Origin of the sequence: Streptomyces sp. rh34 (assembly GCF_002551245.1) — a bacterium.
Taxonomy (GTDB): domain Bacteria; phylum Actinomycetota; class Actinomycetes; order Streptomycetales; family Streptomycetaceae; genus Streptomyces.
Genome location: NZ_NTGZ01000016.1, coordinates 1 through 24,822, shown reverse-complemented (window position 1 = coordinate 24,822; position 24,822 = coordinate 1). Strand labels below are relative to the sequence as shown.

Genomic DNA, 24,822 nt, shown 5'->3' with positions numbered 1-24,822 from the left:
GGTGTGGGTCAGGGAGAACAGCAACGGGGACGGCCTTGCGGCCGACGCCTTTCGGCTCGCCACCGGTAATCCGTGCTGCGGCGACGTTGGCGGGGCGGGGGGTGTTCGTAGCGGCAGGCAGGCTCTTAAGGCGGAGATTCGGGGCGGTGGTCATGCCGGCCGCCCGGGGTTGTTGGCGATGGACCAGTTCAGAGCGCTGGCCACAGCGCTGCGGCACTCGTTCTCACGGAGTCCGGCCGCCAATCCCGCCGAACTAAGAGCCTGCTCGACCTCATAGCGGGCGAGGTCGCCGGACGGGATGAACCGCCCCAGAGCGCGGGCGGCCCTCACCAGTGTCCAGTTGCGCGACCCCTCCCCAGCCCCGGCCACGGCCGCTGTTTCGGCCCTGAGAGCCGCTGCGGCGTACCGAGAGGCCCGAACCGGCACGGGTGCGGCCATCAATGCCCGTGTCGACTGACGGGGCGCCAGGAGGCCGCACAGCCATTCCGGGAGTGGTACGGGCGCGGTGGGGTCAACCACGTCGTACGCACCGTTCGGGAGGCTGCTCCCGGCGCCCACGACGTAGCCGCCGTGGGCGCGGGTGTCGATGTGCTTGCCGAGCCTGCCCGCGCTGTTGCCGAGCCGCACCCCGGGCGGGGCGGTGAAGTACAGGTGGTGCCCACCGCTCGCAGTCCGGGCTCGGTAGGTAGTGGGGAGGGTCTGCCCGGCGCGCTCGCAGAGCGCTTGCAGGGAAGTGACGCCGTCAGGCGTTCCTTTCGGGTCCTTGGCCTTGACCGGGTCCAGGTCCACCACGACTAGCCTGGACGGGCCCGTGGCGATCCCGACGTTGAACGGTCCCACCGACCAAGCGGCGCGGATGCGGTCGGGGTCGGTCGTGGCCCGCTGCTCCCACTTCCGGTGACCAGTCGAACAGTCGCCGGTACCGGTGCAGGCGGTCTCACCGTGTAGGGCGGGGCGCTTGTCGCGGGGGCGGAGCGGGAAGACGTGCCAGTCGCGCCCGGCCGCGTCCAGGGCAGCGGTCAGGAGGTTGGTGTTCATGCCGCGGCTCCGGTGGGCTCGTCGTGCGCGGCGACGATTTCCATGAGCAGGGCTTCGGCGGCCATGAGGTGGCCGACGAGGACGCCCGGGTTGGTGAGGTCGATGGGGCCGATGTTCGCGACGTAGGCGCGGGCGGCCTCGATCGCGACGACGCGTGCGGCCTCCCGCACGGGGGTGGGGTGAGTCATGATGAATGTCTCCAGTTCTGTGTGACTGGCGGACGAGAGCGGCCCCGGTTCATTGGCGTGAGAGGGGCCGCTTTCGGCTTGCCGGGCGGTATCCGGAATCCCTGCTGTCGATGCGGCAGGGAGGCTTGGGCACCCCCTGCCGGGGTGTGTGTGGAGAGGGTTTCGGGGGTCTGACCTGCGGTGCCTCCCTGACTCCCTGACAGATCATTTCTGCTGGTCAGGGCCAGGGAGGCGGGTCAGGGAGGGTGTCAGGGACTTCTCCCTGCCTCCCTGACCCCACGGGGTGCGACTCCCCGTCACTCGGCGGCGGAAGCGGAACCATCGGTGTCGCGGTTGGCGAGGTGGCGGAAGAGCCGGTCCCGGGCGATGACCATCCGGCCGTCGGACTTGTAGGGCTCGGCCCCGGTGCCGTCCAGGACCCGCTTCAGGTCCAGGTGCGACCACGTCCCGTAGGCGTCCTCGCTCAGCGCGGTCAGCCGCTTGAGCACGTCCGTGGTCAGGACGCGGGAGGCATCTCCCAGGGCGGTCAGCACGTCCATGAGCGGGTCACGCTCCTCACCACGGTCGACCGCGTGGAGGGTGGTGACGCCGTCGCGCAGGGCCTTGGCCCTCTCGGCGATCTCGGCGGCGTCGTCGGTGCTGATGTAGTGCGTCCGCACCGTCAGGGCGGCCTGCCCGGCGGGAATCTTGATCCCGTCGGATGCGACGACGACCGTGCCCTTGTCCAGGCCCGGCCGCAGCAGGTTCGGCGCGGCCCCGCCATCGACAGCCTTGTCCCCCAGCGCCATGCGGGCCTGCGACTCCGTGCCCAGCGCGAGGGACGCCCGGGTGTGTGCGCCTTCGCGGACCAGCTTGGGGAGGTTCTGGTCGGTGGGGTCCTGGGTGCCCTGGTAGAGCAGCACGTCCACGGCCCGCCCCTGGTTGTGGATCTTCCGGGCGGCCATGAAGTACCGGGCCGTAGCTTTCGACCCGCCGTAGGGCCGCTTCGCGCTGTCGACGACCGGGCACATGAACGCGACCTGCGCCTCATCCACGATGCCAATCAGCGGCGTGAAGACGGTGCCGGGCGGTGCCTGGATGCGGCGTTCCATCTCCGTGACCAGGTCTTCCAGCATCTCGGTTGCCTCGATGACGTGGTCATCGGTCGGCCCCTGAATGAGCACGGTGGCGAGGCCGTCGAACATGCCCCAGTCCCCGACACCCTTCAGGTCCGCCACCCGGAACTCCACGCGGGGGTCCAGGGCGAGCCAGAGTGCGAGCGCGCGCAGGGCGGCGGTCTTGCCCTGGTTGGACAGCCCGGTGATGAGCATGTGGCGCTGGTAGAGGCTGATCAGGGCGGCATCCCCGCGCAGGTCCTGGCCCCAAGGGGCGCGGCCCTTGGTGTAGTCGGCGGTGAGGGTGGTGTCGGTGAGGAGCGGGGAGGGGCCGATCGGCTCGTCCAGGGCCCCACTGTCGGCGATCCAGAGCCGGACGGTGCGGGCGGCCTGCGGGATGGTGATGAACACTTCGTGTTCGTGGCGGGCGAGGTTCTCGGCGAGCTTCCGCCGGCGGTTCTGGACTTCGTTGGTGGCGACGCCGGAGGGGAGGGTGACGTCGACTTCGACGCCGCATCCGGCGATCCGGATCGGCCCGAGCATCGCGGCCCCCGCATCGCCCATCTCCTTCACCGCCTGCCTGAGCGGGGCGATGCCGAGGTCGCGCAGGGCGGTGACGACGACGGACGGGGTGATCGGCGCACCCGCGTCCGCCGTGCGGGCCGGGAGGACCCATTGCGGTGCGGCCTGCTGGTGACGGCCCACGCCCCACAGGGCGAGTAAGGCGGCCCACGGTCCGAGGGCGACCAGCGGCCCCCACACCACGGTGATGATGACGACGATCCACCGGACCAGCTCGATCAACGCCAGGGTCGGGGTGGCGAGGTCGGCGAAGTTCTCGTTGGCGACGGCGAGGATGATCCCGAGGAGCAGCAGGCCACCGGCGGTGATGCCGAGCCCGGCCGCCGCCCCCTTGGCCGCCTTCACCGGAGCCGACAGGAAGTCCATACGGCGCTGGTGGCGTGCGGCGCGGAACCGCTGGCCGCGCTCTTCCCACTCGGTGGCGAGGTCGAGGTTCCCCGCGGCTTCAGCCGCTCGCAACATTCGCTCGTAGCGGGCGGCGGTGCGGCCCTCCCACGCCCGCCGGGCCACGATCCGCCCGCCGCCGACCACGTACATGCCGTGGCGAACGGTGAACCGGCCAGTCGCCCGCGTTCGTTCGTGCGTGGCGGCCGTGCGGAGGGCGCGGGCGGTGCGGACCACCCGCGACCCCTGCGGGACGGCCGAGGCCGGGGTGCTGGTCTGGTCGGTGGCCGGGTCCTTGACCAGGGTGACCGGTTCGGCCGGCGGGGTGGGGCGGTGGTCGTCGAGGTGGTGCACGGTCCCCATTCCGGGGTCCGCGATGGCGGGTTCGGTCATGATGAACGTGCCTCTCCTGATCAATGGCTTGGGTGGGGTGTGATGGGGGCGGCCGGTTTCCTTGGCCGGGTTCGGCCGCCCCCGCTCAGCCGCGCTCAGCCTTCTGGACGGCCCGCTCGGCGAGGCGTACGCGCTGTTCGGCTTCCTTGCGGGCCTGCTTCGCGGCGGGCTTGTCGGCGCGGGGGGCGGTGCGCTCGGCGGCCTTGGTCCTGGCCAGGTCCTGCCGGGCGGTCGCCTGCACGTCGTGCAGGGCGCGGAGTTCGAGCGCACCGCGTTCGGCGGCGGCCCGGTCGATGGCTTCGATGCGCCGGGTGACGTGCGGGTCGACGCAGTCCGCGAGGGCCTGCTTGAAGCCCTTGCGGAACAGGCGGGAACGTTCGCGGGATTCGGCTCGGGTGTAGCTGTGCACGGTGGCCTCCCAGAGGGTGGGGCCGGGCTGTCCGGCTCCCCTTGCCACCTCCGGGGCGTGGTGCCCAGGGGGTGGCGCGGGCAGTCGTCAGGCGGGCCGCAGTTCGTGGGGGTGGCACAGGGCGGGGCCGATCAGCAGCCCGATCCCGTGCACGGTCCAGCGGCCCCCGGTGAGGGGGCCGGGCGGTACTTCGTCGACGATCCGGCCGGTTCTGCCGGCCGCGCGCGGGTCGTCCTCGCACGAGACGATCCGCACCTTGTCACCTGCCTTGAACGGCATGCGGGGTTCCTCTCTGGTCCGGGTCAGTGGTGGCCGGGGCGGTGCTGGTCAAGGGCCTTCTTGCACGGCCCGCACCTCTGGGAGGTGCCCCGGCCCTCGATCGGGGGCGGGATGACCGCCCCGCAGATAGCCGGGGTCACCCCGCGCACGAGACGGGGGTGACAGGTCGGGCAGTGGAAGTGCTCGATCGCGGCGGCCATCAGCCGCGCCGCCGGGACCTGCGCACCGCCCCGGCGGCGGCCTTGCCGTCCGAGCCGCCGACCGACTTCACGACAGTCACCACGCCCCAGGCGCAGACGGACGCGATCAGGGCGAGGAACGCCAAGTTGGCGGCGATCGCGGTGAGGACCCCGACGAGAAGGGGGCCGAAGTAGACGCCCGCGGCGACGGCTCCGGCGCCCATGCCGGAGCCGAGCGCGAGGCGCTGCACCGTCCGGTCGGGCGGGGCTTGATGGACGTGGACGACCTGCGGCACCACGTTGGCGGGCTGGTAGGAGGCGGGGAGGTGGTCGCTGTAGGCGGGGGTGCCGTCCGGGAGACGCACGACGGACGGGGTTCGGGGAACGGGCAGGTGGTCCATGGGCGGTGCCTCCTTCAGAAGTCGAGGAGCGCGGTGACGGGGATCTCGTAGATGTCGGTGACGGCGCTGGTGTTGGACCAGTGGCCGGGGCCGTAGTGGACGTGGGCGAGCTGGACGGCGTCGCCGGTGCGGTCCGTGGTCGCGTGGAGCGTCACGGTCGCGCCGTGGACGCGGGCCCGGCGAATGCACTGCCGGGTGATGTCGACCGTGACCGCCTCCGGCAGGTAGACGGTGTGGTGCTCCCGGCCGGTGTAGTGGACCAGGGACGTGAGCTGGACGGGGCGGCGCTGCTTCATGGGGTGGAGTCCTTCCGGTTCAGCGGGTGTTGTGGCAGGGCACGCACATGCCGAGCGACCGCGGGATGCAGTACCCGGCATCCAGGCGGCAGTTGGGGCAGGTGCGGCGGGCCCGTATCGCCGCAGCCAGAGCGGCGGCCCGGGCGGGGGTCATGGGGCGTACGGGCTTGGCGTGGTCGATGCGGTAGAGGTAGGCGACCAGCGGGGCCTTGCGGCGGCGGGGCCGGTGGAGTTCGGCGACGACGTCCTGACCACCCGGCCGCAACCCCATGGACCGGAGCTGACGGCGGGTGGCCAACCCGTCGGGGGCGAGACGCCACCGGTAGACGTCGGCCATCAGGCCGCCGCCTCACCCGCGCCGGCCGCCTGTTCGCGCTCGGCGCGCAGGGTGTCCCGCAGGACGCGGGCCTTGGCCGGGGACGTGTGGACCGCCCGGCGGATGCCCTCGGCGGTCAACTCCCGATCCGACCAGTCGGCCGCAGCCGTACGGGCCTCGATCAGGAGCTGTTCGGCGGTGCGGGCCGGTCGGGTCGATCGGGCCACCTCGGGGACGCGGCCGGTCGCCCGACGCGGGCGGGTCGACTCAGCGGCGACCGATCCGGCCGGGACCCGATCGGTCGGCTTCACCAGGGACACCGCCGGGACCGCCGGAAGCTCCCCCACAGCGGGGGCCGGGGTGATCGGCGCGGGGGCCGATACCACCAGGTCAGCCGTAGACCGATTTACATATGTCTCGGACGATTCATCCTGGTTCGGGGCGGTGGCTGTGGGATCTATCGGTCGGTGGTGCAGGACCTTGGCTACGAGGTCGGAACCGAAGTAGATCGATCCGACCGGCAGCGACGTGGCGAGCAGGACCAGCGCCCAGTTGGCCGGGTCCCAGTCGGCCAGTCGACCCCAGTCGACCACCTCGTCGTGAAGCTCCGGAACCAGCCCGTGGACGTAGTTCAGGACGAGGGAAGCCAGGGTGTAGGCGGCCAGTACCCGCAGGGCAAAGCGGCGGGCGTCGTCGGTCAGGACCAGGGTCGCGACCAGGGCGAGCGCCATCAGTCCGTCGACGACGAACGGGTAGAGCGTCGCGGCGGTGGAGTCGGCCCCGGTGGCGGTGGCGACGTCCCGCAACGCATTCCAGGACACCCGGAACGCCATGCCGACCACACCGACCAGAGCGGCGATCAGCAGGCCCTTGCCCCAGCGGTTCATGCCGCACCACCCCGGCGGAAGTGGAGCGCGAGGAGCCATCCGGCGGTCTGGGCGAGAGCACCGACGACGGCCACGGCCCGCCACACCGGGCGGCCGGTGGCCGTGGCGAGCGAAGCCCCGATGACAGCCAGAGCGATACCGGCGAACACCAGCAGGAGCGCCCGCCGGACGGCGATGGTGGTGGTGTCGCTCATGCCGCACCGCCCGACAGCGTCAGCGTGGCGGCGCGGTTGGCCAGGTCCCGGCGGGCGGCCAGCACCCGGCGACGGGCCCGGCGGATCCGCTGCTCGTCCAACTCGGTCGGCGTCCGGTCGATGGTCATGATCTGCGCATCCAACAGGGCGACGTCCGCCAGGATGGCGGGCAGCTCCGTCTCGATCGCGTCCAGCTCGGCGTCCGTCGGCTCACCGTCGAACGGGTTGGCCGTAACAACAGCCTGAAGTGCTGCGGTGGTCTTCATGGGTCGTGTTCTCCCTAGCAGGTGGACGGCCCGAACTGAGGCCCCGGTGTTCCAGCACCGGGGCCTCGCGCCGTCTGGCGGAGGTCGGTCGTGGGCTACGAGCGACCACGGCGACCCGACACCCCCTGTCCGCCGGCAGGGCGGGTGTGGGTGCCGGGCACCGTGAGCGCTGGTGCGTCGGTTCTCCGATTCGCTCGGCACTGCTCGGTCCGGGGAGATCCGAAGTCCCGGACGTCTGAGGTGGCAGCTTCAAGGTGTGCCGTAGCGGTTCTTTCGAGTCGGTGGCGTGTCCCCCATCTGGGGTGTTGGGCCCCGGTGTGACGGGGGCCCCTTCTCGGCCGACTGGTCTCCACTCGCCTCGGCCGGAACGGTCACGGCCGCCGTACTGCGGTGGATCACGCTGTTGAGTTTTGGCGTGACGGAATCGACCCCCTCCGGAGATTCCGGATCGGGCGATGACCACAACAAGAGACTGGACCGGTGGACCGGTCCAGTCAAGCGATGAATCCGCGTGCCGCTGCCCCGTCGCGAAGGAAAGTGCAGGTGGGGGAGTGGATTCGGGCACACAAAAAAGCTGAACCGGTGGACCGGTCCAGCCGTCTCTGTTGCTCGTTGCGCCTACATGGCGTAGGTGTCCACCTGCTCGAAGAGCGACGAGGGTGTAACGCCCTCCTCGCAGACCAGTGGCTTCCCCTGCTCGTCATACGCCGTGTGCAGCAGCACGGCTACCGGTGTGCCCTCCGGTACCCCCAAGCGCTCCGCCTCCGTCTCCGACGCGAGGCGCACGGTGGTGACGTCCACTCCTTCGGCCGGACCCCGCCCGGTCTGACGCCGGACGTAGCGAGTTGTTCCTTCGGCGATCGGGTTGGTGTCAGCAAGGCGCGGTGACACCTCCGCGATCTCCGGGGGGAACCACGCCTCAACGCAGCTATTCGGCGTTCCGTCCGGGAGCTGGAGGACCCGAACGCGCCGAAGTGCTGTTGTCCCGGGGGAGAGGCCGAGGGCGGCGGCGACGCGGGCGGGGGGTTCCGCCCAGTCGGGCGCGCCCAGGCGCAGGAACGGCATCCCGCCCAGGATGCGCGCCGACCCGGCGCGGCGTGCGCCGGCGGGGCGTGCCACGGGCGTCTCCGTGACGACGAACCCGGTTCCCTGCTTGGCCACGACCACGCCATCGTTTCGCAGTACATCGACGGCCTTGATGGCGGTGGCTCGTGACACATCCCACTGCTCGGCCAACTCGCGACCCGATGGAATCGTGGCCCCGGGTGCGATCTCACCAGCGGCGATGCGGGCGCGCAGGAACTCTGCGATCTCTTCGTACTTCAGGACTGCCATGGCTTCCCCTATTTCCTGCGCTGGACTGGTCCACCGGTACACACGATACTGCGACCATGTCGAATCTCGAATTGGCGCCCTCCGTGATGCGGTTCTATGGCGAGTCGGTCAACGAGGACAGCCGTCTGCGCAGCTCGGCAGACGGGCGGATGGAACTGGTCAGAACTCAGGAACTCCTCCGACGCTTTCTGCCCCCCGCGCCGGCGCGTGTGCTCGACGTGGGCGGGGGGACTGGGATTCACGCTGAATGGCTGGTGAAGGACGGCTATGACGTCGCTCTGGTGGACCCGGTGCCCCGTCATGTTGAGGCCGCGTCGGCGGTGTGCCCGGCGGTTGTCGGGGACGCGCGCGACCTGCCCGAGCCGGACGACACCTTCGACGTCGTGCAGCTCCTCGGGCCGCTCTACCACCTGCCCGACCCCGCCGACCGGCAACGAGCGCTCGCGGAAGCTTCCCGCGTGGCCAAGCCCGGCGGGCTGGTCGCCGCAGCTGCGATCAATCGCTATGCGTCGCTCTTCGAGCACGTCACGTACGCACACCTGCACACCGACCGGATCCACGACTCCGTCTCCAAGATTCTGGAGACGGCGGTCTATGACGGAGCGCGAGGTTTCACCCTGTCGTACTTCCACAGGGCCGAAGAGCTGGTGACGGAGCTGATCGCCTCTGGGCTGGAGGATGTGCAGGTCTTCGGCATCGAGGGCCCCGCCTGGTCGCTAGTGAAGGCGGCAGAACAGCAGCCGGGCGACGGCCCCACGGATGATCTGATCGCCTCAGCCATGGACGCGGCCCGCATGGCGGAGCCGTACCCGGAACTCCTCGCCGCCAGCTCGCACCTTTTGGCCGTTGGCACGGTCCCGTCCGGCAGCGTCGATTGACCGACGGCGGGAGTTCGGCGGGGCGGCCAGTTCCATGACGTTGGTTGAGTCGAAAGTCTGCGTGACATGGAGCAGTCTCCCTGCCTCAGGCGTAGTGTTCGAGCATGGCCATGGGAGACCGGCAGCGTCGCGACGGAGCTGCGAAACGCGTCCAGTTGACCAGCGGAGATCACGGCGGGCCGAATGACAAGAAGGCCCGTAGACCGCGAACGGTGAAGCCTGATGGGGCTCACCGGAGGGGTGCCGCTGCGAGGGAGTGGAAGAAGCTGTTTGCGCGCCTGAATGAGGTGCGGCAACGGGAAGCCCGGCTACAAGAGCGCCCGAAGTAGGGCAAGTTCCGCCCCTCGGGGCGTCGGGTGATGACGGCAGCGGTTGACGGCAACGTCCCCGCATGACTGCGTATCCCTGCTGTCTGTGACAGGGGTCCGCCCCGGTGTGAGAGCCCGAGAAGCGGTGGCCGCGCGGCCGGTCAGTCGAACTTACAAAGCAGATGTCGGCGGTTCGAAACCGTCCGCGCCCACCCGTACGAAGGCCCCCGACCAGCCATGGTCGGGGGCCTTCGGTGTCCTTCTCCCGCCCACGATCAATGCGCGCGGTCACTCACCGCCTCCGCGATCGACAGGCTGTTCTCGTAGAGGTGGTGCCGGGTGATCCGGCCGTTCTCGACGGTGAGGCGCAGCGCGAACGGTCCCTCGAACGATCTGCCCGTCGCCCGTACGGTCCCCGACAGGTGCCCCATCAGGACGGCGTCAGCGCCGTCCACGAGGAACGCGTCGACGGAGGCGCGGGCGTCCTCGGGCACCGTGTGCTCCATCAACTCCGTGAACTGCGACGCGCATTCGGCGGCCGTGGACCGGGGGCGGATCCACGGCACGGCCGGGTTCTCGGCCAGCAGCCAGTCGACCTCGTCGGCGAAGAGCGCCGTGAGCCGCGCGGTGTCCCCGGCCAGCCGGGCGGCCAGGAACTCCTGGACGACGGCGCGGGTCGCACCGGTGGGGGAAGGCGCGGCGTCGGCCGAGCTTGCCGGGAGGGTGGGGGACGTGACGGACATGGCGTTCTCCTCGCTGCTGGGGCGGGGCCTGTCAGGGCTTCCCGTCGATGGGTTCGATCCTGCCGCGGCGGGCGGATGCGGTCGATTACGCCGGAGGTCATGCCGGAGGTGAGGTGACCGGCTGCGTCGAAGGCCGCCTCCTCGGGCGCGTGTACCGGGGGCACCTGGACGCCTGCCGTGCGATGGACCGGCCTACCCTGGGCCGGTGCGCCACCAGAGAGACGGATGAACGTTCCTCGTCGTCCGTCCCCGCGTGGTGGCACGGTGCTGCGGCGATGCGACGGTCTGGCCGAACGACGAGGTACGAGGGGCCACTTCATGGGACAGACGCTGGCGGAGATCCTGGACGAGGCGGCGCGCGGGAGGTTTCCGGAGACCGACGGGGGGACGACCGTGGTCGCCGCGCCGAACGGTCGCGACACGGGGGTGATCGCCTTCACTGCGCACTCGGTCGTGTTCACCGACGAGGACCCCGAATGGGTCCACGTGACGCTGGCCGCCCTGGAATGCGATGCGCTGGCCGCCACGATGCACCCCCGCTTCCTGACGGCCTTCCTGGAACGCACCGGGCGGGTCACCGACACGATCGACCTCCTGACCGTGGCGTCTTCGCTGCCCGGTGAACCCGGGCTGGAGCTGCGGGAGGTCACCGATCCCGTGCACTCACGGGTGATGAGTGCGCGCCGGCGCCGGGACGGGGTGCGGATGTGGGAGGCCGACGGGGGAGTGCTGGTGCTCGGGCGCGGGGTGGCGGGGCGTTGGGAGGTGGCGGTCGAGCTGGACGAGGATGCCCGGCACCGGGGCCTCGGCCGCGCCCTCGCCACCGCCGCACGGCACCTCGTGCCCCCGGGCGAACCGCTCTGGTCGCAGCAGGCCGCGGGCAATGCGCGCAGCGTCCGGGCGTTCCAGGCCGCCGGATTCCGGCCGGTCGGCTCGGAGGCGCTGCTGCTCGGCCGGAGCCGGGGGCAGGACGCCGGGGGAGCGTGACGGCTGTGCCGGGTCCCCCGTACGACGGCGGTGGCCGTCCGCCACTCTGCTCGCCGTGATCGACTCACCCGTGAGCCCTCGTCGTGGCCGCGGGTGCCGAAACGCGCGGGCTGCTGACGTCGCTGATCCGCGTTCGTGGGCGGAGTGGCTGAGTCATTGCCTGTGCCGCGCCGGGCGGGTGTCCGCCCGCGCCGTGCCCCCTCGGAGGTCGTGTCCCCCCCCCTCAGACGTGCAACTCGGGCGAGAAGCCGGTCCAACGGAGTTCGGCGGGCAGGTGGCCGGTGTCGTTGAACAGGAGGAGGGCCGGGGGGCGGCCGGGGGCGTAACGGATGACGGTCAGCGCGGCGTTGGCGTGGTTGATGCCCAGCCAGCGCCACTTCGGGGCGTCCAGCGCCGCCCGGACGAGCCAGCCGACGAGGAAGTTGTGGGTCACGAGGAGTTCGTGGCGGGGCTCGTCACCCTCGACCGTTCCCGTGAACCGCGCGAGGGCCTGCCGGGCCAGCCCGGGGCCCTGCTCGCGTTCCGCCGCGGGGAACCCGGCCAGCCGGGCGAGCGTCTCGTCGGCCGACTCCGCCGGCAGCTCCTCCCTTCGCGGCAGGTACGGGATGTAGTCGCCGGCCGGTTCGGACCGCAGCAGGGGAACTCCCGTCAGCCGCTCGCCGACCAGCCGCGCCGTCTGCTCGGCGCGCGGGAGCGGGCCGTGGTGGATCGCCGTGATCGGGGCTCCGCGGAGCCGCTCCCCGAGCAGGGCGGCCTGACGGCAGCCGGCGTCGGTCAGCGTGCTCTCGTCGGCGGAGGCCTGGCCGTGCCGGGTGAGGTACAGATAGCGGGCAGCCATGGCCGTCATGAGCGGTCCTCCGTCGCGGTTCATGATCGTACGAACGTCTGCGGGGACGCAGGGACGCGCTCGGGCGGTTCCGCCGGGGTGAGCGGGGGCACGGAGCCTGCCTCCCGGGATGCGCGGGGGCGGCGCTCGGGGCACCGTGGAGGCATGGCCGAGCACCCGCCCGTGATCGTCTATCCGCCTTCCGCGACCGGAGGGCGGCGGGTCACCGTGCACGGGCAGATCGTGGGCCTGGCGCACGGGCGGGGCGAGGTGGCCGCGCTGCTGCGGGCCGCGGGGTTCGCCCCGGGGCCCGACAAGGTCGTCGAGCTGGACCGGCCGGGGCTGATCGAATGGCGCGGCGGCGACCTCGACACCTGGGAGTGATCCCGTGCGACGTCGTCGGACGGTACGGGAGAGCGCCCGTGACGTCAGCGCGCCGTGACACCTCACCCGAACGGGTGCGTCCAAGTGGCGTCGCCCGGGGGCCGCGAGGAACGTCGGAGCTGACCTGCCCGCACTGCCGGGGCAGGTCAGGACAGCAGGCGCCCGGCGTCTGTTCCGACCAAGGAGTCCTCATGTCGCAGCCCAGCACACCCGGCGCCTCGCGCCCCGCCGACCCGCGTCCGGGCGGACACACCGGCAGCGGGTGGGCGGCCGGGGGAACGGTGTTCGCCGGTGTCCTGCTCTTCGTGGACGGCGTCCTCGGCGTGCTGAAGGGCATTGCGGGGATCGCCTCGAACGACGTCTATACGAGCATCAACGACTACGTCTTCAAGTTCAGCGTGACCTCGTGGGGCTGGATCCACCTCGTCCTCGGCGTGATCCTCATCCTTGTGGGCTGGGGCATCCTCAAAGGCGCGACCTGGGCCCGCGGCGCGGGTGTCGGTCTCGCCTCCCTGAACCTCATCGCCAACTTCATGTGGCTCCCGTACACCCCGGTCTGGGCCATCGTCACCATCGCGATCGACGTCTTCGTCATCTGGGCCCTGTGCACCGACCGGTCGAACCCGAGCGACCTGGTACGGAGCTGACCCGGCCGGGACGGCGGGTGACGGCGACGGGTGTCCGTTGTCAGTGGGGCGGTCCACACTGGAGACATGTGCCGCAGCATCAAGACGCTTCGCCCGCCCGCCCTCCCCGAAGAGGCCACCGAGGAGGACATGCGGGCCGCCGCCCTCCAGTACGTACGCAAGGTCTCCGGGTTCCGCGCGCCCGCCGCGCACAACCGGGAGGTCTTCGACCAGGCCGTCGACGAGATCACCGCAGCCACGATGAAGCTGCTCGACGGTTTGGAGATACGGGGCGCGGCCCGGGGCTGAGACTCGCCGCCCGCAAGCCGGCCCCTCCGGTAGGTCCCTTCGGTGCGCCCTTCCGGTCAGGGGGCGGCCGGTGCGGGCGCCGACACCGGTCCCGGCCCGCCGAGGACGGCAGGTCCGGCCGGAGGAGTGGCACCGGGGGCGGGCGTGGGCGACGGCAGGGCCACGAGCGGGGGCGTCCTCGGCGCCACGGCCGAGGACGCGGGTGCGGACCCGGGCCTGGCTGCGGATCCGGGACCGGATGCCGGTGCCTCCGTTGCCGACGGCACCGTCTCCGCCGTCTCCGCTGCCTCAGCCTCGGCTTCGGTCCCCGTCACCGTTCGCGTCGCCGGGCGCTTCACCACGAACGCGGCCAGCGCGCCCGCCACGAACAGGGCCAGTACGGAGACGGCCGTGCCGAACCAGGTCGAGCCCAGCCACCGGCCGCCGAAGTAGCCGAGCCCCACGCTGTAACCCGCCCATGCCAGGCCCGCCAGCGCGGACCAGGGGAGGAAATCCCGCTTCCTGCGGTGGGCGGCGCCCGCACCGAGGGAGACCACGGAGCGGCCCGCGGGCGCGAACCGGGCGATGATCACCAGCGCGCCGCCGCCCCGGCTCAGCGCCGCGCCGAGACGTTCCTGCGCGGAGGTGAGACGCCGGGAGCGCGCGATGGCCCGGTCCAGCCGGTCGCCCCCGCGCCAGGCGAGCCGGTACGCGACGAGGTCGCCGAGCACCGAGGCTGCGGCCGCGCACAGGATCAGCACGACGAGTGAGGGAACCTGCCCGCCGGTGCTTTCACCGGCGCCGCTGACGGTGGTGGTGCCCGCTGCCGCAGCCGTGGCGGCCGTGATGACGAGGACACCGCTGGGCAGCAGGGGCAGAAAGACGTCCAGGAGAACGGAGAGGGCGACCACCGCGTAGATCCATGGGCTGCTGGTCAGCGCGCCCACACTCTCTAGCACCGTCTGTTACTCCCCGAATCGTGTCAACGCCGCGACGTCGCAGGGGAGCGGCAGGGGCGGCAGGTTCAGCTGTACAGCGTACGCGTGAGGGCCATCCGGACATCGCCCGGGGCGGGTGATGTTGTGCAGGTCACGTACACCTGGAGGCCATGTGCCCGTTAGGCGGGGAGAACGACCGGCACGAGCGAGGAGCAGCGCATGACGGCATGGATGGTACGGACGGGACACGGTCAGGCGCACCCGAATTCGGGACGCCGGGGGACGGTGGGACGTGAGGGTGACGCGATGTCGCGGGGCCGGGGGGTCTCGCGGGTCCCGGGCGTGCTGGCGGGCACGGCGGCTGTGCTGACCCTGGCCTGCGGTGTCGGTGTCGCCCACGGAACGGACGGCGGCGCGGCCGGCGCCGCCGGCGCTCACGGCGCGCACGGGGCTCCCTCGGCGGGGGCTTCGGCGGGGGTCTCGGCGCGGGAGCCGGGCGGCGGTGGAGACCCGAGTCGCACGGTCGACGTCGCCGCCGTGGGCGGCAGTTCGTGGATGCGGGCCACGGGAGTGTTCTCCCCGCCCGGTTCCTTCGTGCCGTCCGACGCGCTGACGTACGACACCCGGCTCGTGCCGGCGGGCGCGCGGATCGAGGTCACACAGTTCGTGGATCCGTCCGGCACCCGGGTCGGAGCGCGGCTGCGGGGGCTGGTGCCCGGCCGGGCGTACGGGATGCACGTGCACACCTCGCCCTGCGGCGCCGATCCCGTCGCCGCAGGGCCCCACTACCAGCACCGCCCGGCCGCGACCGCGGACCCGCTCAACGAGGTGTGGCTGGACTTCCGGACGGACGAGGAGGGCGACGGGCGGGCGGAGGCCCTGCACGGCTGGGGCTTCCGGGAGGACGGGGCGCGGTCGGTGATCATCCATGACCGGCAGGGCGGTGCGGGGGAGCGGGCGGCGTGCTTCACGGTGCCGTTCGGGCCCCACGGGAGGGAGTGACGGGCCTCCGCGCCGTCGGGCGGACGACGGCGTACGGCGGTGTCCCGCTCCTCCGCGTCACCGGGAGGTCGGGGCACCGCCGTACGTCCCCGCCGCTCCGTGCGAGGAGGCCGCGGGGCAACGCCGCGACGGCGGGTCGGACCGGGGCGCGGGTCGGACGGGGAGGGCGGGTCGGACGGGGACCGGGGGTCAGACGGGGACGGTCGGGGTCTTGTCGTGCCGGGGCGCGCCGTCGGTGGTGGCCGCTGTGTTCCGCGAGCCGAAGAAGCGGTCCAGAGCGACGCTTCCCGGGCCGGTGAAGGCCAGCAGCAGGAACGCCCAGCAGAACATCGCCGCGAGCTCCCCGCCGTTCTGGAGCGGCAGGAAGGCCTCGGGCTGGTGCACCTTGAAGTACGCGTAGGCCATCGACCCCGAGGCGAGGAAGGCCGCGGCGCGGGTGCCCAGGCCCAGGGCGACCAGGGACCCGCAGACCAGTTGGATCAGAGCGGCGTACCAGCCGGGCCAGGCGCCGGTCTTCACCTGGTCGGCGCCGAGCACTCCGAAGAGGGTGGCGGCGCCGTGAATGGCGAAAAGCAGGCCGACGACGAAGCGGAAGAGGCTGAGAACGTAGGGCTGGGCCTGGTTCAAGCGGATCAGCATGGGGGGCTCCTTCGGTCGTGGTGGGGACGTGAACCGATCGAGCGCAGGTTAGGGAGGCCTCACCGATACTTGCAACTTCAACATTCCGTCGAGTGGCTGGAAATCGCCTCACTCTCAGGGGTGAGTGAACGCTCAAGAACCACGTCGAGCTGGGCCCCCTGCTTGCTCGCCTTGGCCTGGATCAATGTCAGCGCAGACTTCCGGCCATGCAACGCGAGCGTCATGAGCTGGTTACCGAACCAGGGTCCGCCTGCCCTGTGCCAGATCACCGGCGACGCTCCCGTGCGGCCGTGGCGGGTCAGCAGCCGTCCGATCCGGCGGCCCGCCCGGCTCCAGCCGAAACGGAAACCCGTCCGGATCGACCGGGGGATGGAGTTGTGCACGGGTGAGCAGGTCAGCTGGAGGACGCGGGAGTCCGGGGCGCCCCGGGAGCCGGTACCGGAACCGGCCTCGGGGTCGGAACCGGGTCCGGGATCGAACTTCGGCCACCGGGGCTCGGCGATATAGGCGTGGTGCACATCGCCCGAGAGGACGCATACCGTCGCCGGGGCGTCCGGGCCGCTCCCCGCTTCCCGCAACAGCTCCGTGAACCGGTCGAAGGATTCCGGGAAAGCGGCCCAATGCTCCAGGTCGGACGCGCGGCGCAGCTTCTCGCCGAAGCGTGCCCAGCGCCGCCCGCGTACGCCCGCGCACAGGGCGGCGTTCCACCGCTCCGCGTCGTGGACGAGCGGGGGCAGCAGCCACGGCAGGGAGCTGCCGATGAGCAGATGATCGTAGGAAGAGGGGTCGTCCAGGACCGCATCCCGCAGCCAGTCGGCCTCGTCGGCGTCGAGCATCGCCCGCTGTTCCCCGGCCAGGACGCGGGCCGCTCGGGTGTCGACCATCACCAGCCGTACTCGGCCGAAAACACGCCGGTAGCTCCACCGGGTACGGGCGGGATCCGCGTCGGTCTCGGCGGCGAAGCGGCGCAGCGCCTCGGTGCCGTCGGGCGAGGATCTGACCGCCGCGTACACGGGGTCCGCGGCCAGCTCGACGGGGGAGAGATTGCCCAGGTGCTGGTGGACCCAGTACGACATCAGCCCGCTGACGATCCGTTCGTGCCACCAGGGCGTGGCGCGCATCTCACGCTGCCAGGCGGCGCTGGTGTTCCAGTCGTCGATGACGTCGTGGTCGTCGAAGATCATGCAACTGGGGACCGTGGAGAGCAGCCAGCGGACCTCCGGATCGCGCCACGATTCGTCGTAGAGGTAGGTGTACTCCTCGTAGTCCGCGATCTCCGTACCCGGCGGCTCGCGCAGGTCACGGCGGGCGGCGATCCTGCGCCGGGTCGCCCCGGAGGTCTCGTCCGCGTACACCTGGTCACCGAGGAGCAGCAGGACGTCGGGCCGCTCGGCCGCCGGATCCGCGGCGAGGTGGGCGGCCAGGGTCACCAGGGCGTCCGGCCCCACGGGGTCGTGCCCGCCGCCGGGGGCGGCCGCCCACCGGCACGACCCGAACGAGATCCGCACCCCGGCCGGCTCCGCCCCGGCGTCGCCCGTCTCCGATCCGGCGTCCTCCGCCGCACCCTTTGGCCCCAGCGCCGCGGGCGGCGTGGTGATGGTGCTCGGCGGGAGGCGGGCGTCGTCGGGCGGCCAGACGCGCCGGGACCCGATCAGCACTTCGTACGCCGTGGTGGAGCCGGGGGTCAGCCCCGTCACGACGACCAGGGCGTAGTGGTGCCCGGCCACCGAGAAGGTGGGCGACGCCCCCGAGGCGCCGTCCGCGCACCGGACCTCCACGGTGCACGGACGGCTCGCCTCGACCCAGACGGTCGCGGTGGACCCGGACTCCCAGTCGACGTACCGCAGCAGTGGTCCCAGGCGCAGCCCGGCCATGTGATATCTCCTCGCGACGCCGTTACGGATGGGGTCCGTAACGTACAGAACGAAGGAGGAGCGCGCACGGGTTCCGGTGGGCCGGCGGCCGTGCGGGGGAGCCGGCGGCCGGCCGCGGTGGTCAGCAGCCGTTCAGGGCCGACTGCAGGGCGCTCTTCTCGGCGGAGTCCACGGTCAGGTTGTAGTGCTTCTTGACGTGGACCCAGGCGCGGACGTAGGTGCACTTGTACGCGGAGCGCGGCGGCATCCACTCGGCCGGGTCCTTGTCGCCCTTGGACTGGTTCACGTTGTCGGTGACCGCGATGAGCTGGGGGCGTGTCAGGTCGTTGGCGAACGACTGGCGCTGGGCGGTGGACCAGCTGCTCGCGCCGGAGCGCCAGGCCTCGGCGAGCGGGATCATGTGGTCGATGTCCACGTCGGACGCGGCGCTCCAGGTGGCGCCGTCGTAGGGCGAGTACCACCTGCCGCTGACCGCGGCGCAGGAGGAGTCCTGCTGGACGTTGGTGCCGTCGCGCTTGAGGACGACCTCGCGGGTGTTGCAGGCTCCCGACTGGGTGATCCAGTGCGGGAACTTGTCGCGGCTGTAGCCGCTGGACGAGCCCTCCGCGCCGACGGTGAGCTGGCCGAGGTAGGTGCGAGCGGTTGCCGCGCTGACCGGGGTGGGCATGGCGGCCTGTGCGCTCGGGGCGCTGAACAGGGCGGACGTGGCGGCGAGCGCGGCGGTTGCGGCGACGACGGAAAGGCGACGCGCGTAGATACCGGACATGCGAACTCCCTTGATGTGGGGGGTGCTTGGGCGGGCGTGGGCAAGCCCGGCCATCGTGGCGACGCCAGATTTCCGTGAGGTGGGCGTCAGGTAACAGAGTGGCGACATGTGCACGTCACATCAAGGGGTGTGCAAGGGGAGTGACGGGTCGCGGGAGCGCGCGGAACCGTCACGGCGGAGTTGTCCGGGGAGTGTTGGGCATCCGCCGGGGGCTCCGGGGCGCTCGCGTTCCTGGTCGCACGCCCCCGCCGCGGTGGCCCCGGGGGTGGGGGAGCCGGGTGGCCCAGGGGTGAGGGGTGTGGGTCGACGGTGCGGGGGGTGAGGGTGTGTGGCGAGGCCGGGCGGAGGGGGTGCGGACCTATCGTTGCCGCGTGCTGCTTCCGGTCTCCGTCACCCTCGGCGTCGTCCTCGCCGTCCTGCTGGTCCTCGCCGCCGCCGTCGCCGCGTGGGCTTCACTGGGCCGGTCGCGCGAGATCCTCGTCGCCGGGGTGCGGGCGGCGGTCCAACTCGCCGCCGTCTCCCTGCTCATCGGCTGGGTGGTCCGCTCCCTGGCACCGCTTCTCGGGTTCGTGGCGCTGATGTTCGCCGTGGCCGTGTGGACCGCGGGGCGCCGGATCACCGGCAATCGCACCTGGTGCTGGGCGGCGCTGCCGATCGGGGCGGGTGTGCTGCCCGTGCTGGGGGCGCTGCTGCTCACGGGGCTCGTGCCGGTCAAGGGCCTGGCGCTCATTCCGATGGCGGGCATCCTCATCGGCGGTGCGCTCACCGCGACCGTGCTCGGCGGGCGGCGCGCCCTGGACGAACTCGCCGGGCGGCGCGGGGAGGTGGAGGCGGGCATGGCCCTCGGGCTGCTCGACCGGGACGCCCGGCTGGAGATCGTGCGGCCCGCGGCGTCGGACGCGTTGCTGCCCGGGCTCGACCAGACCCGGACGGTCGGGCTCGTCACCTTGCCGGGGGCGTTCGTGGGCATGCTGCTGGGCGGCGCCTCACCCGTGGAGGCGGGCGCCGTGCAGCTGTTCGTCCTGGTGGCGCTGATGGCGGTTCAGGTGGTCGCCGTCGCGGCGGTCCTGGAGCTGGTCGCGCGCGGGCTGCTGTTCCGGGACTGATCCCCGGGGGGCCGGGCCAGGCGCGTGTCTCAGGCCTCGCCGATGTGCAGGCGGATCGAGCCGTCCCCGGTCGCCTCCACGCGCACCTGCGTCAGATCCTCGACGTGGGCGTCCGGCGAGAGGGCCGCGGCGCGCGGGCCGACGCCCACGACGCGCATGCCCGCCGCCCGGCCCGCCGCGATGCCCGCCTCGGAGTCCTCGAACACGATGCAGTCCGCCGCGTCGAAGCCCAGCTCCGCCGCGCCCTTGAGGAAGCCCTCGGGGTCCGGCTTGCTGGCGCCGACCTGCTCGGCGGTGACGCGGACGGCGGGCATCGGCAGCGCGGCCGCACCCATCCGGGCCGTCGCGAGCGCGGTGTCGGCGGAGGTCACGAGTGCGTGCGGCAGCTCGGCGATCGCGGCCATGAACGCGGGTGCCCCGCCGATCGGCACGACGCCCTCGACGTCGGCGGTCTCCTCGGCGAGCATCACCCGGTTGTCCGCGTAGTTCTCCTCGACCGGGCGGTCCGGGAGCAGCACGGCCATCGTGGCGTACCCCTGGCGGCCGTGGACCACCTTGAGGGCGGCCTCGGGGTCCAGTCCGTGCTCGATCGCCCAGCGCCGCCAGCAGCGCTCCACCACCGCGTCGGAGTTCACGAGGGTGCCGTCCATGTCCAGCAGGAGGGCTTGTGCGGTGAGGACGGTGGGAGGCATCGGCTGCTCCAGAACGCGGGGAGGTGTGCGAACAGTCCGGGTGCTCGTGCCGCGGGGCATGACGTACGCGGGCTGCGAAGGGTGCGCGGTACGAGGTGTGCGGTACCGCGTGCGGTAAAGCAGAGCAACCCCCGCCCGCCGGTCAGGGAGTGCGGGCGGGAGCTACTTTGTTCCATCACGATACAAAAACCGGGGCCGGAACGCCAATCCCTGTGCCGCGTGGCCGGGCTCAGTGGCGCCCGCGCCCGTTCGTCTCTTTCTCCAGCACGCGCCGGGTGTTCGGTCCGTACACGCCCGTCGGATCTCCCTGGATCGCCTTGTACGACTGGTAGATCGCCACGGAGTGCGCCACCTGGTCGCTGTAGCTCCCGTCGACCGGCCCCGGGTAGAGCCATTCCTCGACGGTCCTGAGCCTGCTCTGCAACTCGGCGACCTCCGGGCCGCGGTCGCCGGGCCGCAGCGAAGAGCCGGTCAGCCCCGGGGATGGACCGGCGGGCGGTGCCGCCGGAGGCGCGCTGCCCTCCGGGGTGGACGACGCGCTCGCCTTCGGCGACGCGGACGTGGTGGTGGTGGCGGTCGGGGCGGGCTTCCGGCTCTTCGTCGGCGAGGCGGACGGGGACCGTGACGCGGACGGTGTGGCCGAGGGGGACTGCGTACGGGTCGGAGTGGCCGACGCGGAGGGGGACGGGGCCACCGATGCGGCCGGTTCGTCCTCGGTGTCCGGGACGCTCGTGGTGGCCTCCGGCAGCGCCTCGTCCTTGCTGTCGTCACCGCCGAACAGCCCGCCGGCGAAGGCCGCCGTGCCGACCACCGCGGCCACGGCCGCCCCCACGGCGAGAGCCCCGAAGGGGCGCCTGCGGCGTGGCCGCACCGGGTCGGGGGCGGCGGCGGTGTTCGCGCCCGCGGTGCGCCTCCGGCTTTCGTCCGGCACGGCGTACGGCGCACCGCCAGGGGTGCCGCGGTCACCCACGCCCGCGTCCGGGCCCCCGCCGCCCAGGAACAACGGCATCGTGGCCGCCGCCCCCTCCCAGGCGCCGGACCCGGGCCGAGGCTCCCCGAACCTGTCCCCGCCCTCGTCCCCGCCCCCGGCCGCCCCGGCGGGGTCCGTCAGCGTCACGTACGGCCGGATGCGCAGCGGGTCGAAGTCCTCGGCCGCGGCGATCTCCGCCGTACGGGCGGCGCGCTGTTCGTCCTCCGAGAGCTGCGCCGAAAGCGCGCCGGCGCCGCACCGGCACGGCGCCCGGTGCTCCGTGCCGGGCTCCCCGGCCGTCCGTCTCCCGCACTCCGGGCATGCGTGTCCGGTCATCGTGGGTCCCCTCCCCTTGAGCTGCCTGCGATTATGCAGCCCGCTCCGGGGAAGCCCAACGGCCTGCCGGGGCTCGGCCCGCCCCTGACAGGCCATAACGGGGCGAAACGTCCAGGATGGGGGTGTAGTGGATCAGTGAGTCAGCGCGTCGACGCACCAGTGGATCGAGGAGACGTCCATGGCCCAGCAGCTGAGCCCGTCACCCCCGGCGCCGGGTGAGGGGCAGTCCCACCGGAGCGTCCTGGTGGCGATCGGTGCACTGCTCCTCGGCATGCTGCTCGCGGCACTCGATCAGACCATCGTCTCCACGGCGCTCCCGACGATCGTCAGTGAGCTCGGCGGCCTCGACCACCTGTCCTGGGTGGTGACCGCCTACCTGCTGGCGGCGACCGCGGCGACCCCGCTGTGGGGCAAGCTCGGCGACCAGTACGGCCGCAAGAAGCTCTTCCAGGCCGCGATCGTGATCTTCCTGATCGGCTCCGCGCTCTGCGGAGTCGCCCAGAACATGCCCCAGCTGATCGGCTTCCGGGCCCTCCAGGGACTCGGCGGCGGCGGGCTCATGGTGCTGTCGATGGCGATCGTCGGCGACCTCGTCACCCCGCGCGAACGCGGCAAGTACCAGGGGCTCTTCGGCGCGGTCTTCGGCGTGACGAGCGTCCTCGGGCCGCTCCTCGGCGGCTTCTTCACCGAACACCTCAGCTGGCGTTGGGTCTTCTACATCAACCTGCCGATCGGCGTCGTCGCGCTGGGCGTCATCGCTGCCGTCCTGCACATCCCCGTCCGCCGCGAGAAGCACACCATCGACTACCTCGGCACCTTCCTCATCGCGTCCGTCGCCACCGCGCTGGTGCTCGTCGCCTCCCTCGGCGGTACGACGTGGGCCTGGAGCTCCCCGCAGATCATCGGACTCGCGGTGCTGGCCGTCGTGCTGCTCGTGGTCTTCATCGCCGTCGAGCGGCGCGCGGCCGAGCCCGTACTGCCGCTGAAACTGTTCCGGATCAGGACCTTCAGCCTCGTCGCCGTGATCAGCTTCGTCATCGGCTTCGCCATGTTCGGCGCGATGACCTACCTGCCGACGTTCCTCCAGGTGGTCCACGACATCACCCCGACGATGTCCGGCGTGCACATGCTGCCGATGGTGTTCGGCCTGCTGATCACCTCGACCGGGTCCGGCCAGATCGTCAGCCGGACCGGCCGCTGGAAGGTCTTCCCGGTCGTGGGCACGGCCGTCACCGCCGTCGGGCTGCTGCTGCTCCACCAGCTCGACGAGAACAGCTCCACCTGGCTGATGAGCGCCTTCTTCTTCGTCTTCGGCGCCGGCCTCGGCCTGGTGATGCAGGTCCTCGTCCTGGTCGCCCAGAACTCCGTCTCCTACCCGGACCTCGGTGTCGCCACCTCCGGCGTGACGTTCTTCCGGTCCATCGGCTCCGCGTTCGGCGTGGCCGTCTTCGGGACCATCTTCGCCAACCGGCTGACCGGGCAGCTCACGGACGCGCTCGCCGGGCAGTCGCTGCCGTCGGGCGTCGACGCGGGGCGGCTGGCCGCCGACCCCCGGGCCATCGGGCAGCTCCCCGCCGATCTGCGGCCCTCCGTCCTCGGCGCGTACTCCACCTCCATCACGGACGTCTTCCTGTACGCCGTCCCCGTCGTCCTCCTCGCATTCGTCCTCGCCTGGTTCCTCCGCGAGGACAAGCTCCGGGGCTCGGTCACCGCCCCCGACACCAGTCAGACGCTCGCCTCCAACCCCGTCGAACGCTCCTCCTACGACGAGTGCGCCCGCGCCCTGTCGGTGCTCGCCACCCGGGAGGGCCGCCGCGAGATCTACGAGAAGATCACCGCGCGGGCGGGGTACGACCTGCTGCCCGCCGCCAGCTGGCTGCTCCTGCGGATCAAGCGGCACGGCACCGTCGAACCAGCCCGGCTCGCCGAGACGGCACCCGTACCGCTGCACGTGATCACCGATGCGGCCCGGCAGGTCGAGGAACGCGGCCTGGCCCGCCGGGAGGGCCTGCAGATGATCCTCACCGACACCGGGGCCGAGGCCGTCGTCCGGCTCTCGCAGGCCCGCGAGGACTCCCTCGCCGAACTCCTCGGCGACTGGTGGGGTCCCGAACGCCCCACCGACCTGGTCAAACTCGTCAGCGAACTGACCGCCGAGGTCAGCGGCTCGACCAGGGAGCGCCCCCACTCCCCGCAGCCTCCCCGCGACCACGAGGCCCACCTGCGCCAGGACGAGCGCGAGGCCCACCACCGGAGCCCCGACGAGCGCGACGATCACGGCCGCCGCCACCCACCCGCCTGAGCACCCGGCTCCAGGGCACCGTCCGACAGAACGGACGCCGCCGTCACAGCTCCTTGGCGAACCAGTGCTCCGCGTACGGGTTGCGGCGGTGGAACGCCGGCACCTCCCGGTACCCGTGCTTCGTGTACAGCCCCCGCGCCTCGACCAGGTCGTCGCGGGTGTCCAGCCGCAGCAGCCGTACGCCGTACGCCCTCGCCGCCTCCTCCACCGCGGCCAGCAGCAGCCCGCCGCCGCCCGTGCCCCGGAACGCCGGGCGCACGTACACCCGCGTCAGCTCCGCCGTGCCCGGCCCGGCGGACTCCGTCAGCACCAGCCCGGCGCAGCTCGCGGCCTTGCTCCCGTACCGGCCGACGACGAACTGCCCGGTCGGCGGTGCGAGCAGCTCGGCTCCGTCGCCGTCGAGCCCGTCGTCGATCTCCGCGGCGGTCGCGGGCCGCTGCCAGTAGCGGCTCGCGACCTCGTCGTAGTAGTCCCGGCGCAGTGCGCTCGCGTCGGGGGAGTCGAATCGTTCGGCGGTCACGGTCCAGGTCATGTGGGGCATTCTTGCTGCCGCACGGCCGAACGACGACGCGATTTACCTGCAGGGGGCAGCAGTGACTGATGTGTACGCGACCGGGACCGACTCCGGGACCGAGACCGACTCCGGGAACGAGACCGAGACCGAGACCGTGACCGGGGCTACAACCACGACCGGAGCCGTCCAGCGTCTCGCCGAGCGATGGATACGGGACGGCATGGCAGCGGGAGAGGACCGGGACGGTACGGGGACGGGAACGGACACCGGCTTCGTGTGCTCGCCCGCCGGGCTCTGGCTCGCCCTGGCCGCCGTGGCCGCCGGTGCGCGCGGCGCGACCGCGGCCGAGCTGCGGGCCCTCCTCGGCACCGCGGCTGTCTCTTATACACATCTCTGATGGCG

Annotated in this window: 29 protein-coding genes and 1 pseudogene; 9 read left to right on the top strand and 21 right to left on the bottom strand. The window is 72.1% G+C overall.

The genetic code is table 11. From position 1 onward, the window contains the following. Positions 1-150: 150 nt before the first annotated feature. The 12 genes from CR470_RS05910 to CR470_RS05855 form a co-directional block, all read right to left on the bottom strand. Positions 151-1,038, bottom strand: coding sequence for a bifunctional DNA primase/polymerase (locus tag CR470_RS05910; RefSeq protein WP_097866517.1), 888 nt, complete (start codon positions 1,036-1,038; stop codon positions 151-153). After that, on the bottom strand, positions 1,035-1,226 hold the full coding sequence (locus CR470_RS05905) for a hypothetical protein (protein WP_097866516.1): 192 nt from the start codon (positions 1,224-1,226) through the stop codon (positions 1,035-1,037). Before CR470_RS05905 ends, CR470_RS05910 begins: the two co-directional genes overlap by 4 nt. Positions 1,227-1,522: 296 nt before the next feature. Further along, positions 1,523-3,679 (bottom strand): FtsK/SpoIIIE domain-containing protein, encoded by a 2,157-nt coding sequence (locus CR470_RS05900; RefSeq protein WP_257138455.1) that lies wholly within the window; start codon positions 3,677-3,679, stop codon positions 1,523-1,525. Positions 3,680-3,764: 85 nt separating this feature from the next. Continuing rightward, on the bottom strand, positions 3,765-4,136 hold the full coding sequence (locus CR470_RS05895) for a hypothetical protein (RefSeq protein ID WP_257138454.1): 372 nt from the start codon (positions 4,134-4,136) through the stop codon (positions 3,765-3,767). A gap of 39 nt (positions 4,137-4,175) precedes the next feature. After that, entirely contained in the window at positions 4,176-4,367 is a 192-nt protein-coding gene (locus tag CR470_RS05890; protein WP_097866515.1) for a hypothetical protein, read from the bottom strand. Between the two features lie 199 nt (positions 4,368-4,566). Beyond that, on the bottom strand, positions 4,567-4,947 hold the full coding sequence (locus CR470_RS05885) for a DUF6251 family protein (RefSeq protein WP_097866514.1): 381 nt from the start codon (positions 4,945-4,947) through the stop codon (positions 4,567-4,569). 14 nt (positions 4,948-4,961) lie between these two features. Beyond that, on the bottom strand, positions 4,962-5,243 hold the full coding sequence (locus CR470_RS05880; RefSeq protein ID WP_097866513.1) for a hypothetical protein: 282 nt from the start codon (positions 5,241-5,243) through the stop codon (positions 4,962-4,964). A 19-nt stretch (positions 5,244-5,262) separates the two neighbouring features. Further along, positions 5,263-5,580 (bottom strand): RRQRL motif-containing zinc-binding protein, encoded by a 318-nt coding sequence (locus tag CR470_RS05875; protein WP_097866512.1) that lies wholly within the window; start codon positions 5,578-5,580, stop codon positions 5,263-5,265. Then, complete coding sequence (locus CR470_RS05870) at positions 5,580-6,446, bottom strand: DUF2637 domain-containing protein (protein WP_097866511.1); 867 nt, start codon at positions 6,444-6,446, stop codon at positions 5,580-5,582. The genes CR470_RS05875 and CR470_RS05870 overlap by 1 nt, the downstream gene beginning before the upstream one ends. Continuing rightward, positions 6,443-6,640: a hypothetical protein gene (locus CR470_RS05865; RefSeq protein WP_097866510.1), complete on the bottom strand. Its 198-nt coding sequence runs from the start codon at positions 6,638-6,640 to the stop codon at positions 6,443-6,445. Before CR470_RS05865 ends, CR470_RS05870 begins: the two co-directional genes overlap by 4 nt. Next, positions 6,637-6,906: a DUF6284 family protein gene (locus CR470_RS05860; protein ID WP_097866509.1), complete on the bottom strand. Its 270-nt coding sequence runs from the start codon at positions 6,904-6,906 to the stop codon at positions 6,637-6,639. Before CR470_RS05860 ends, CR470_RS05865 begins: the two co-directional genes overlap by 4 nt. Before the next feature lie 618 nt (positions 6,907-7,524). After that, entirely contained in the window at positions 7,525-8,241 is a 717-nt protein-coding gene (locus CR470_RS05855) for a GntR family transcriptional regulator (protein WP_097866508.1), read from the bottom strand. A 56-nt stretch (positions 8,242-8,297) separates the two neighbouring features. Between CR470_RS05855 and CR470_RS05850 the strand changes: the two genes are divergently transcribed. Next, the gene (locus CR470_RS05850; protein ID WP_097866507.1) at positions 8,298-9,119 is read left to right on the top strand and encodes a class I SAM-dependent methyltransferase; all 822 of its coding nucleotides are present in this window, start codon (positions 8,298-8,300) and stop codon (positions 9,117-9,119) included. Between the two features lie 583 nt (positions 9,120-9,702). Here the strand turns inward: CR470_RS05850 and CR470_RS05845 are convergent. Next, positions 9,703-10,170 (bottom strand): nuclear transport factor 2 family protein, encoded by a 468-nt coding sequence (locus tag CR470_RS05845; RefSeq protein ID WP_097866506.1) that lies wholly within the window; start codon positions 10,168-10,170, stop codon positions 9,703-9,705. 318 nt (positions 10,171-10,488) lie between these two features. Between CR470_RS05845 and CR470_RS05840 the strand changes: the two genes are divergently transcribed. Then, positions 10,489-11,157 carry a GNAT family N-acetyltransferase gene (locus CR470_RS05840; protein ID WP_097866505.1) on the top strand — a complete coding sequence of 223 codons (669 nt, stop codon included), beginning with the start codon at positions 10,489-10,491 and terminating at the stop codon, positions 11,155-11,157. Between the two features lie 223 nt (positions 11,158-11,380). On the opposite strand, the gene CR470_RS05835 is transcribed toward CR470_RS05840, so the two are convergent. Then, entirely contained in the window at positions 11,381-12,004 is a 624-nt protein-coding gene (locus tag CR470_RS05835) for a histidine phosphatase family protein (RefSeq protein ID WP_097866504.1), read from the bottom strand. 144 nt (positions 12,005-12,148) lie between these two features. Between CR470_RS05835 and CR470_RS05830 the strand changes: the two genes are divergently transcribed. The 3 genes from CR470_RS05830 (at position 12,149) to CR470_RS05820 (ending at position 13,302) form a co-directional block, all read left to right on the top strand. After that, entirely contained in the window at positions 12,149-12,367 is a 219-nt protein-coding gene (locus CR470_RS05830; RefSeq protein WP_007459297.1) for a hypothetical protein, read from the top strand. Between the two features lie 191 nt (positions 12,368-12,558). Beyond that, positions 12,559-13,014 carry a DUF7144 family membrane protein gene (locus CR470_RS05825; protein ID WP_097866503.1) on the top strand — a complete coding sequence of 152 codons (456 nt, stop codon included), beginning with the start codon at positions 12,559-12,561 and terminating at the stop codon, positions 13,012-13,014. A 66-nt stretch (positions 13,015-13,080) separates the two neighbouring features. Continuing rightward, entirely contained in the window at positions 13,081-13,302 is a 222-nt protein-coding gene (locus tag CR470_RS05820; protein WP_097866502.1) for a DUF2277 domain-containing protein, read from the top strand. Between the two features lie 56 nt (positions 13,303-13,358). Here the strand turns inward: CR470_RS05820 and CR470_RS05815 are convergent, their stop codons facing one another. Further along, positions 13,359-14,240, bottom strand: a complete 882-nt coding sequence (locus tag CR470_RS05815) for a DedA family protein (RefSeq protein ID WP_097866501.1) — start codon at positions 14,238-14,240, stop codon at positions 13,359-13,361. A gap of 198 nt (positions 14,241-14,438) precedes the next feature. Here CR470_RS05815 and CR470_RS05810 point away from each other — a divergent pair, with 198 nt between their 5' ends. Then, positions 14,439-15,221: a superoxide dismutase family protein gene (locus CR470_RS05810; protein WP_097866500.1), complete on the top strand. Its 783-nt coding sequence runs from the start codon at positions 14,439-14,441 to the stop codon at positions 15,219-15,221. Between the two features lie 189 nt (positions 15,222-15,410). On the opposite strand, the gene CR470_RS05805 is transcribed toward CR470_RS05810, so the two are convergent. The 3 genes from CR470_RS05805 to CR470_RS05795 all read right to left on the bottom strand — a co-directional run bounded on the left by CR470_RS05805 (position 15,411) and on the right by CR470_RS05795 (position 18,500). Then, positions 15,411-15,860 (bottom strand): DoxX family protein, encoded by a 450-nt coding sequence (locus CR470_RS05805; protein WP_097866499.1) that lies wholly within the window; start codon positions 15,858-15,860, stop codon positions 15,411-15,413. Positions 15,861-15,937: 77 nt separating this feature from the next. Further along, positions 15,938-17,734, bottom strand: a complete 1,797-nt coding sequence (locus CR470_RS05800; protein ID WP_097866498.1) for an alkaline phosphatase D family protein — start codon at positions 17,732-17,734, stop codon at positions 15,938-15,940. 121 nt (positions 17,735-17,855) lie between these two features. Next, positions 17,856-18,500, bottom strand: a complete 645-nt coding sequence (locus tag CR470_RS05795; protein WP_097866497.1) for an HNH endonuclease family protein — start codon at positions 18,498-18,500, stop codon at positions 17,856-17,858. Between the two features lie 371 nt (positions 18,501-18,871). Here CR470_RS05795 and CR470_RS05790 point away from each other — a divergent pair, with 371 nt between their 5' ends. Continuing rightward, positions 18,872-19,606 carry an ABC transporter permease gene (locus tag CR470_RS05790; protein WP_097866496.1) on the top strand — a complete coding sequence of 245 codons (735 nt, stop codon included), beginning with the start codon at positions 18,872-18,874 and terminating at the stop codon, positions 19,604-19,606. Positions 19,607-19,635: 29 nt separating this feature from the next. On the opposite strand, the gene CR470_RS05785 is transcribed toward CR470_RS05790, so the two are convergent. Both CR470_RS05785 and CR470_RS05780 read right to left on the bottom strand, forming a co-directional pair. Further along, complete coding sequence (locus tag CR470_RS05785) at positions 19,636-20,298, bottom strand: HAD-IA family hydrolase (RefSeq protein ID WP_097866495.1); 663 nt, start codon at positions 20,296-20,298, stop codon at positions 19,636-19,638. Between the two features lie 229 nt (positions 20,299-20,527). Then, positions 20,528-21,604 (bottom strand): peptidoglycan-binding domain-containing protein, encoded by a 1,077-nt coding sequence (locus CR470_RS05780; protein ID WP_097866494.1) that lies wholly within the window; start codon positions 21,602-21,604, stop codon positions 20,528-20,530. Positions 21,605-21,782: 178 nt separating this feature from the next. Between CR470_RS05780 and CR470_RS05775 the strand changes: the two genes are divergently transcribed. Next, complete coding sequence (locus CR470_RS05775) at positions 21,783-23,906, top strand: MDR family MFS transporter (protein WP_097866493.1); 2,124 nt, start codon at positions 21,783-21,785, stop codon at positions 23,904-23,906. Between the two features lie 43 nt (positions 23,907-23,949). On the opposite strand, the gene CR470_RS05770 is transcribed toward CR470_RS05775, so the two are convergent. Further along, on the bottom strand, positions 23,950-24,438 hold the full coding sequence (locus tag CR470_RS05770; RefSeq protein ID WP_097866492.1) for a GNAT family N-acetyltransferase: 489 nt from the start codon (positions 24,436-24,438) through the stop codon (positions 23,950-23,952). A gap of 61 nt (positions 24,439-24,499) precedes the next feature. Here CR470_RS05770 and CR470_RS05765 point away from each other — a divergent pair. Next, positions 24,500-24,793: pseudogene (locus CR470_RS05765) on the top strand (serpin family protein); the annotation flags it as partial. Positions 24,794-24,822 lie beyond the last annotated feature (29 nt).

What these genes read in the sequence shown, in the direction of transcription:
- CR470_RS05850 (WP_097866507.1), top strand. Translation starts at nt 8,298, where the DNA reads ATGTCGAATCTCGAATTGGCGCCCTCCGTGATGCGGTTCTATGGCGAG.
- CR470_RS05810 (WP_097866500.1), top strand. Translation starts at nt 14,439, where the DNA reads ATGACGGCATGGATGGTACGGACGGGACACGGTCAGGCGCACCCGAAT.
- CR470_RS05785 (WP_097866495.1), bottom strand. Translation starts at nt 20,298, where the DNA reads ATGCCTCCCACCGTCCTCACCGCACAAGCCCTCCTGCTGGACATGGAC.
- CR470_RS05770 (WP_097866492.1), bottom strand. Translation starts at nt 24,438, where the DNA reads ATGACCTGGACCGTGACCGCCGAACGATTCGACTCCCCCGACGCGAGC.
- CR470_RS05820 (WP_097866502.1), top strand. Translation starts at nt 13,081, where the DNA reads ATGTGCCGCAGCATCAAGACGCTTCGCCCGCCCGCCCTCCCCGAAGAG.
- CR470_RS05890 (WP_097866515.1), bottom strand. Translation starts at nt 4,367, where the DNA reads ATGCCGTTCAAGGCAGGTGACAAGGTGCGGATCGTCTCGTGCGAGGAC.
- CR470_RS05910 (WP_097866517.1), bottom strand. Translation starts at nt 1,038, where the DNA reads ATGAACACCAACCTCCTGACCGCTGCCCTGGACGCGGCCGGGCGCGAC.
- CR470_RS05780 (WP_097866494.1), bottom strand. Translation starts at nt 21,604, where the DNA reads ATGACCGGACACGCATGCCCGGAGTGCGGGAGACGGACGGCCGGGGAG.
- CR470_RS05775 (WP_097866493.1), top strand. Translation starts at nt 21,783, where the DNA reads ATGGCCCAGCAGCTGAGCCCGTCACCCCCGGCGCCGGGTGAGGGGCAG.
- CR470_RS05800 (WP_097866498.1), bottom strand. Translation starts at nt 17,734, where the DNA reads ATGGCCGGGCTGCGCCTGGGACCACTGCTGCGGTACGTCGACTGGGAG.
- CR470_RS05840 (WP_097866505.1), top strand. Translation starts at nt 10,489, where the DNA reads ATGGGACAGACGCTGGCGGAGATCCTGGACGAGGCGGCGCGCGGGAGG.
- CR470_RS05835 (WP_097866504.1), bottom strand. Translation starts at nt 12,004, where the DNA reads ATGACGGCCATGGCTGCCCGCTATCTGTACCTCACCCGGCACGGCCAG.
- CR470_RS05885 (WP_097866514.1), bottom strand. Translation starts at nt 4,947, where the DNA reads ATGGACCACCTGCCCGTTCCCCGAACCCCGTCCGTCGTGCGTCTCCCG.
- CR470_RS05795 (WP_097866497.1), bottom strand. Translation starts at nt 18,500, where the DNA reads ATGTCCGGTATCTACGCGCGTCGCCTTTCCGTCGTCGCCGCAACCGCC.
- CR470_RS05865 (WP_097866510.1), bottom strand. Translation starts at nt 6,640, where the DNA reads ATGAGCGACACCACCACCATCGCCGTCCGGCGGGCGCTCCTGCTGGTG.
- CR470_RS05845 (WP_097866506.1), bottom strand. Translation starts at nt 10,170, where the DNA reads ATGTCCGTCACGTCCCCCACCCTCCCGGCAAGCTCGGCCGACGCCGCG.
- CR470_RS05870 (WP_097866511.1), bottom strand. Translation starts at nt 6,446, where the DNA reads ATGAACCGCTGGGGCAAGGGCCTGCTGATCGCCGCTCTGGTCGGTGTG.
- CR470_RS05805 (WP_097866499.1), bottom strand. Translation starts at nt 15,860, where the DNA reads ATGCTGATCCGCTTGAACCAGGCCCAGCCCTACGTTCTCAGCCTCTTC.
- CR470_RS05860 (WP_097866509.1), bottom strand. Translation starts at nt 6,906, where the DNA reads ATGAAGACCACCGCAGCACTTCAGGCTGTTGTTACGGCCAACCCGTTC.
- CR470_RS05830 (WP_007459297.1), top strand. Translation starts at nt 12,149, where the DNA reads ATGGCCGAGCACCCGCCCGTGATCGTCTATCCGCCTTCCGCGACCGGA.
- CR470_RS05875 (WP_097866512.1), bottom strand. Translation starts at nt 5,580, where the DNA reads ATGGCCGACGTCTACCGGTGGCGTCTCGCCCCCGACGGGTTGGCCACC.
- CR470_RS05905 (WP_097866516.1), bottom strand. Translation starts at nt 1,226, where the DNA reads ATGACTCACCCCACCCCCGTGCGGGAGGCCGCACGCGTCGTCGCGATC.
- CR470_RS05855 (WP_097866508.1), bottom strand. Translation starts at nt 8,241, where the DNA reads ATGGCAGTCCTGAAGTACGAAGAGATCGCAGAGTTCCTGCGCGCCCGC.
- CR470_RS05900 (WP_257138455.1), bottom strand. Translation starts at nt 3,679, where the DNA reads ATGACCGAACCCGCCATCGCGGACCCCGGAATGGGGACCGTGCACCAC.
- CR470_RS05825 (WP_097866503.1), top strand. Translation starts at nt 12,559, where the DNA reads ATGTCGCAGCCCAGCACACCCGGCGCCTCGCGCCCCGCCGACCCGCGT.
- CR470_RS05880 (WP_097866513.1), bottom strand. Translation starts at nt 5,243, where the DNA reads ATGAAGCAGCGCCGCCCCGTCCAGCTCACGTCCCTGGTCCACTACACC.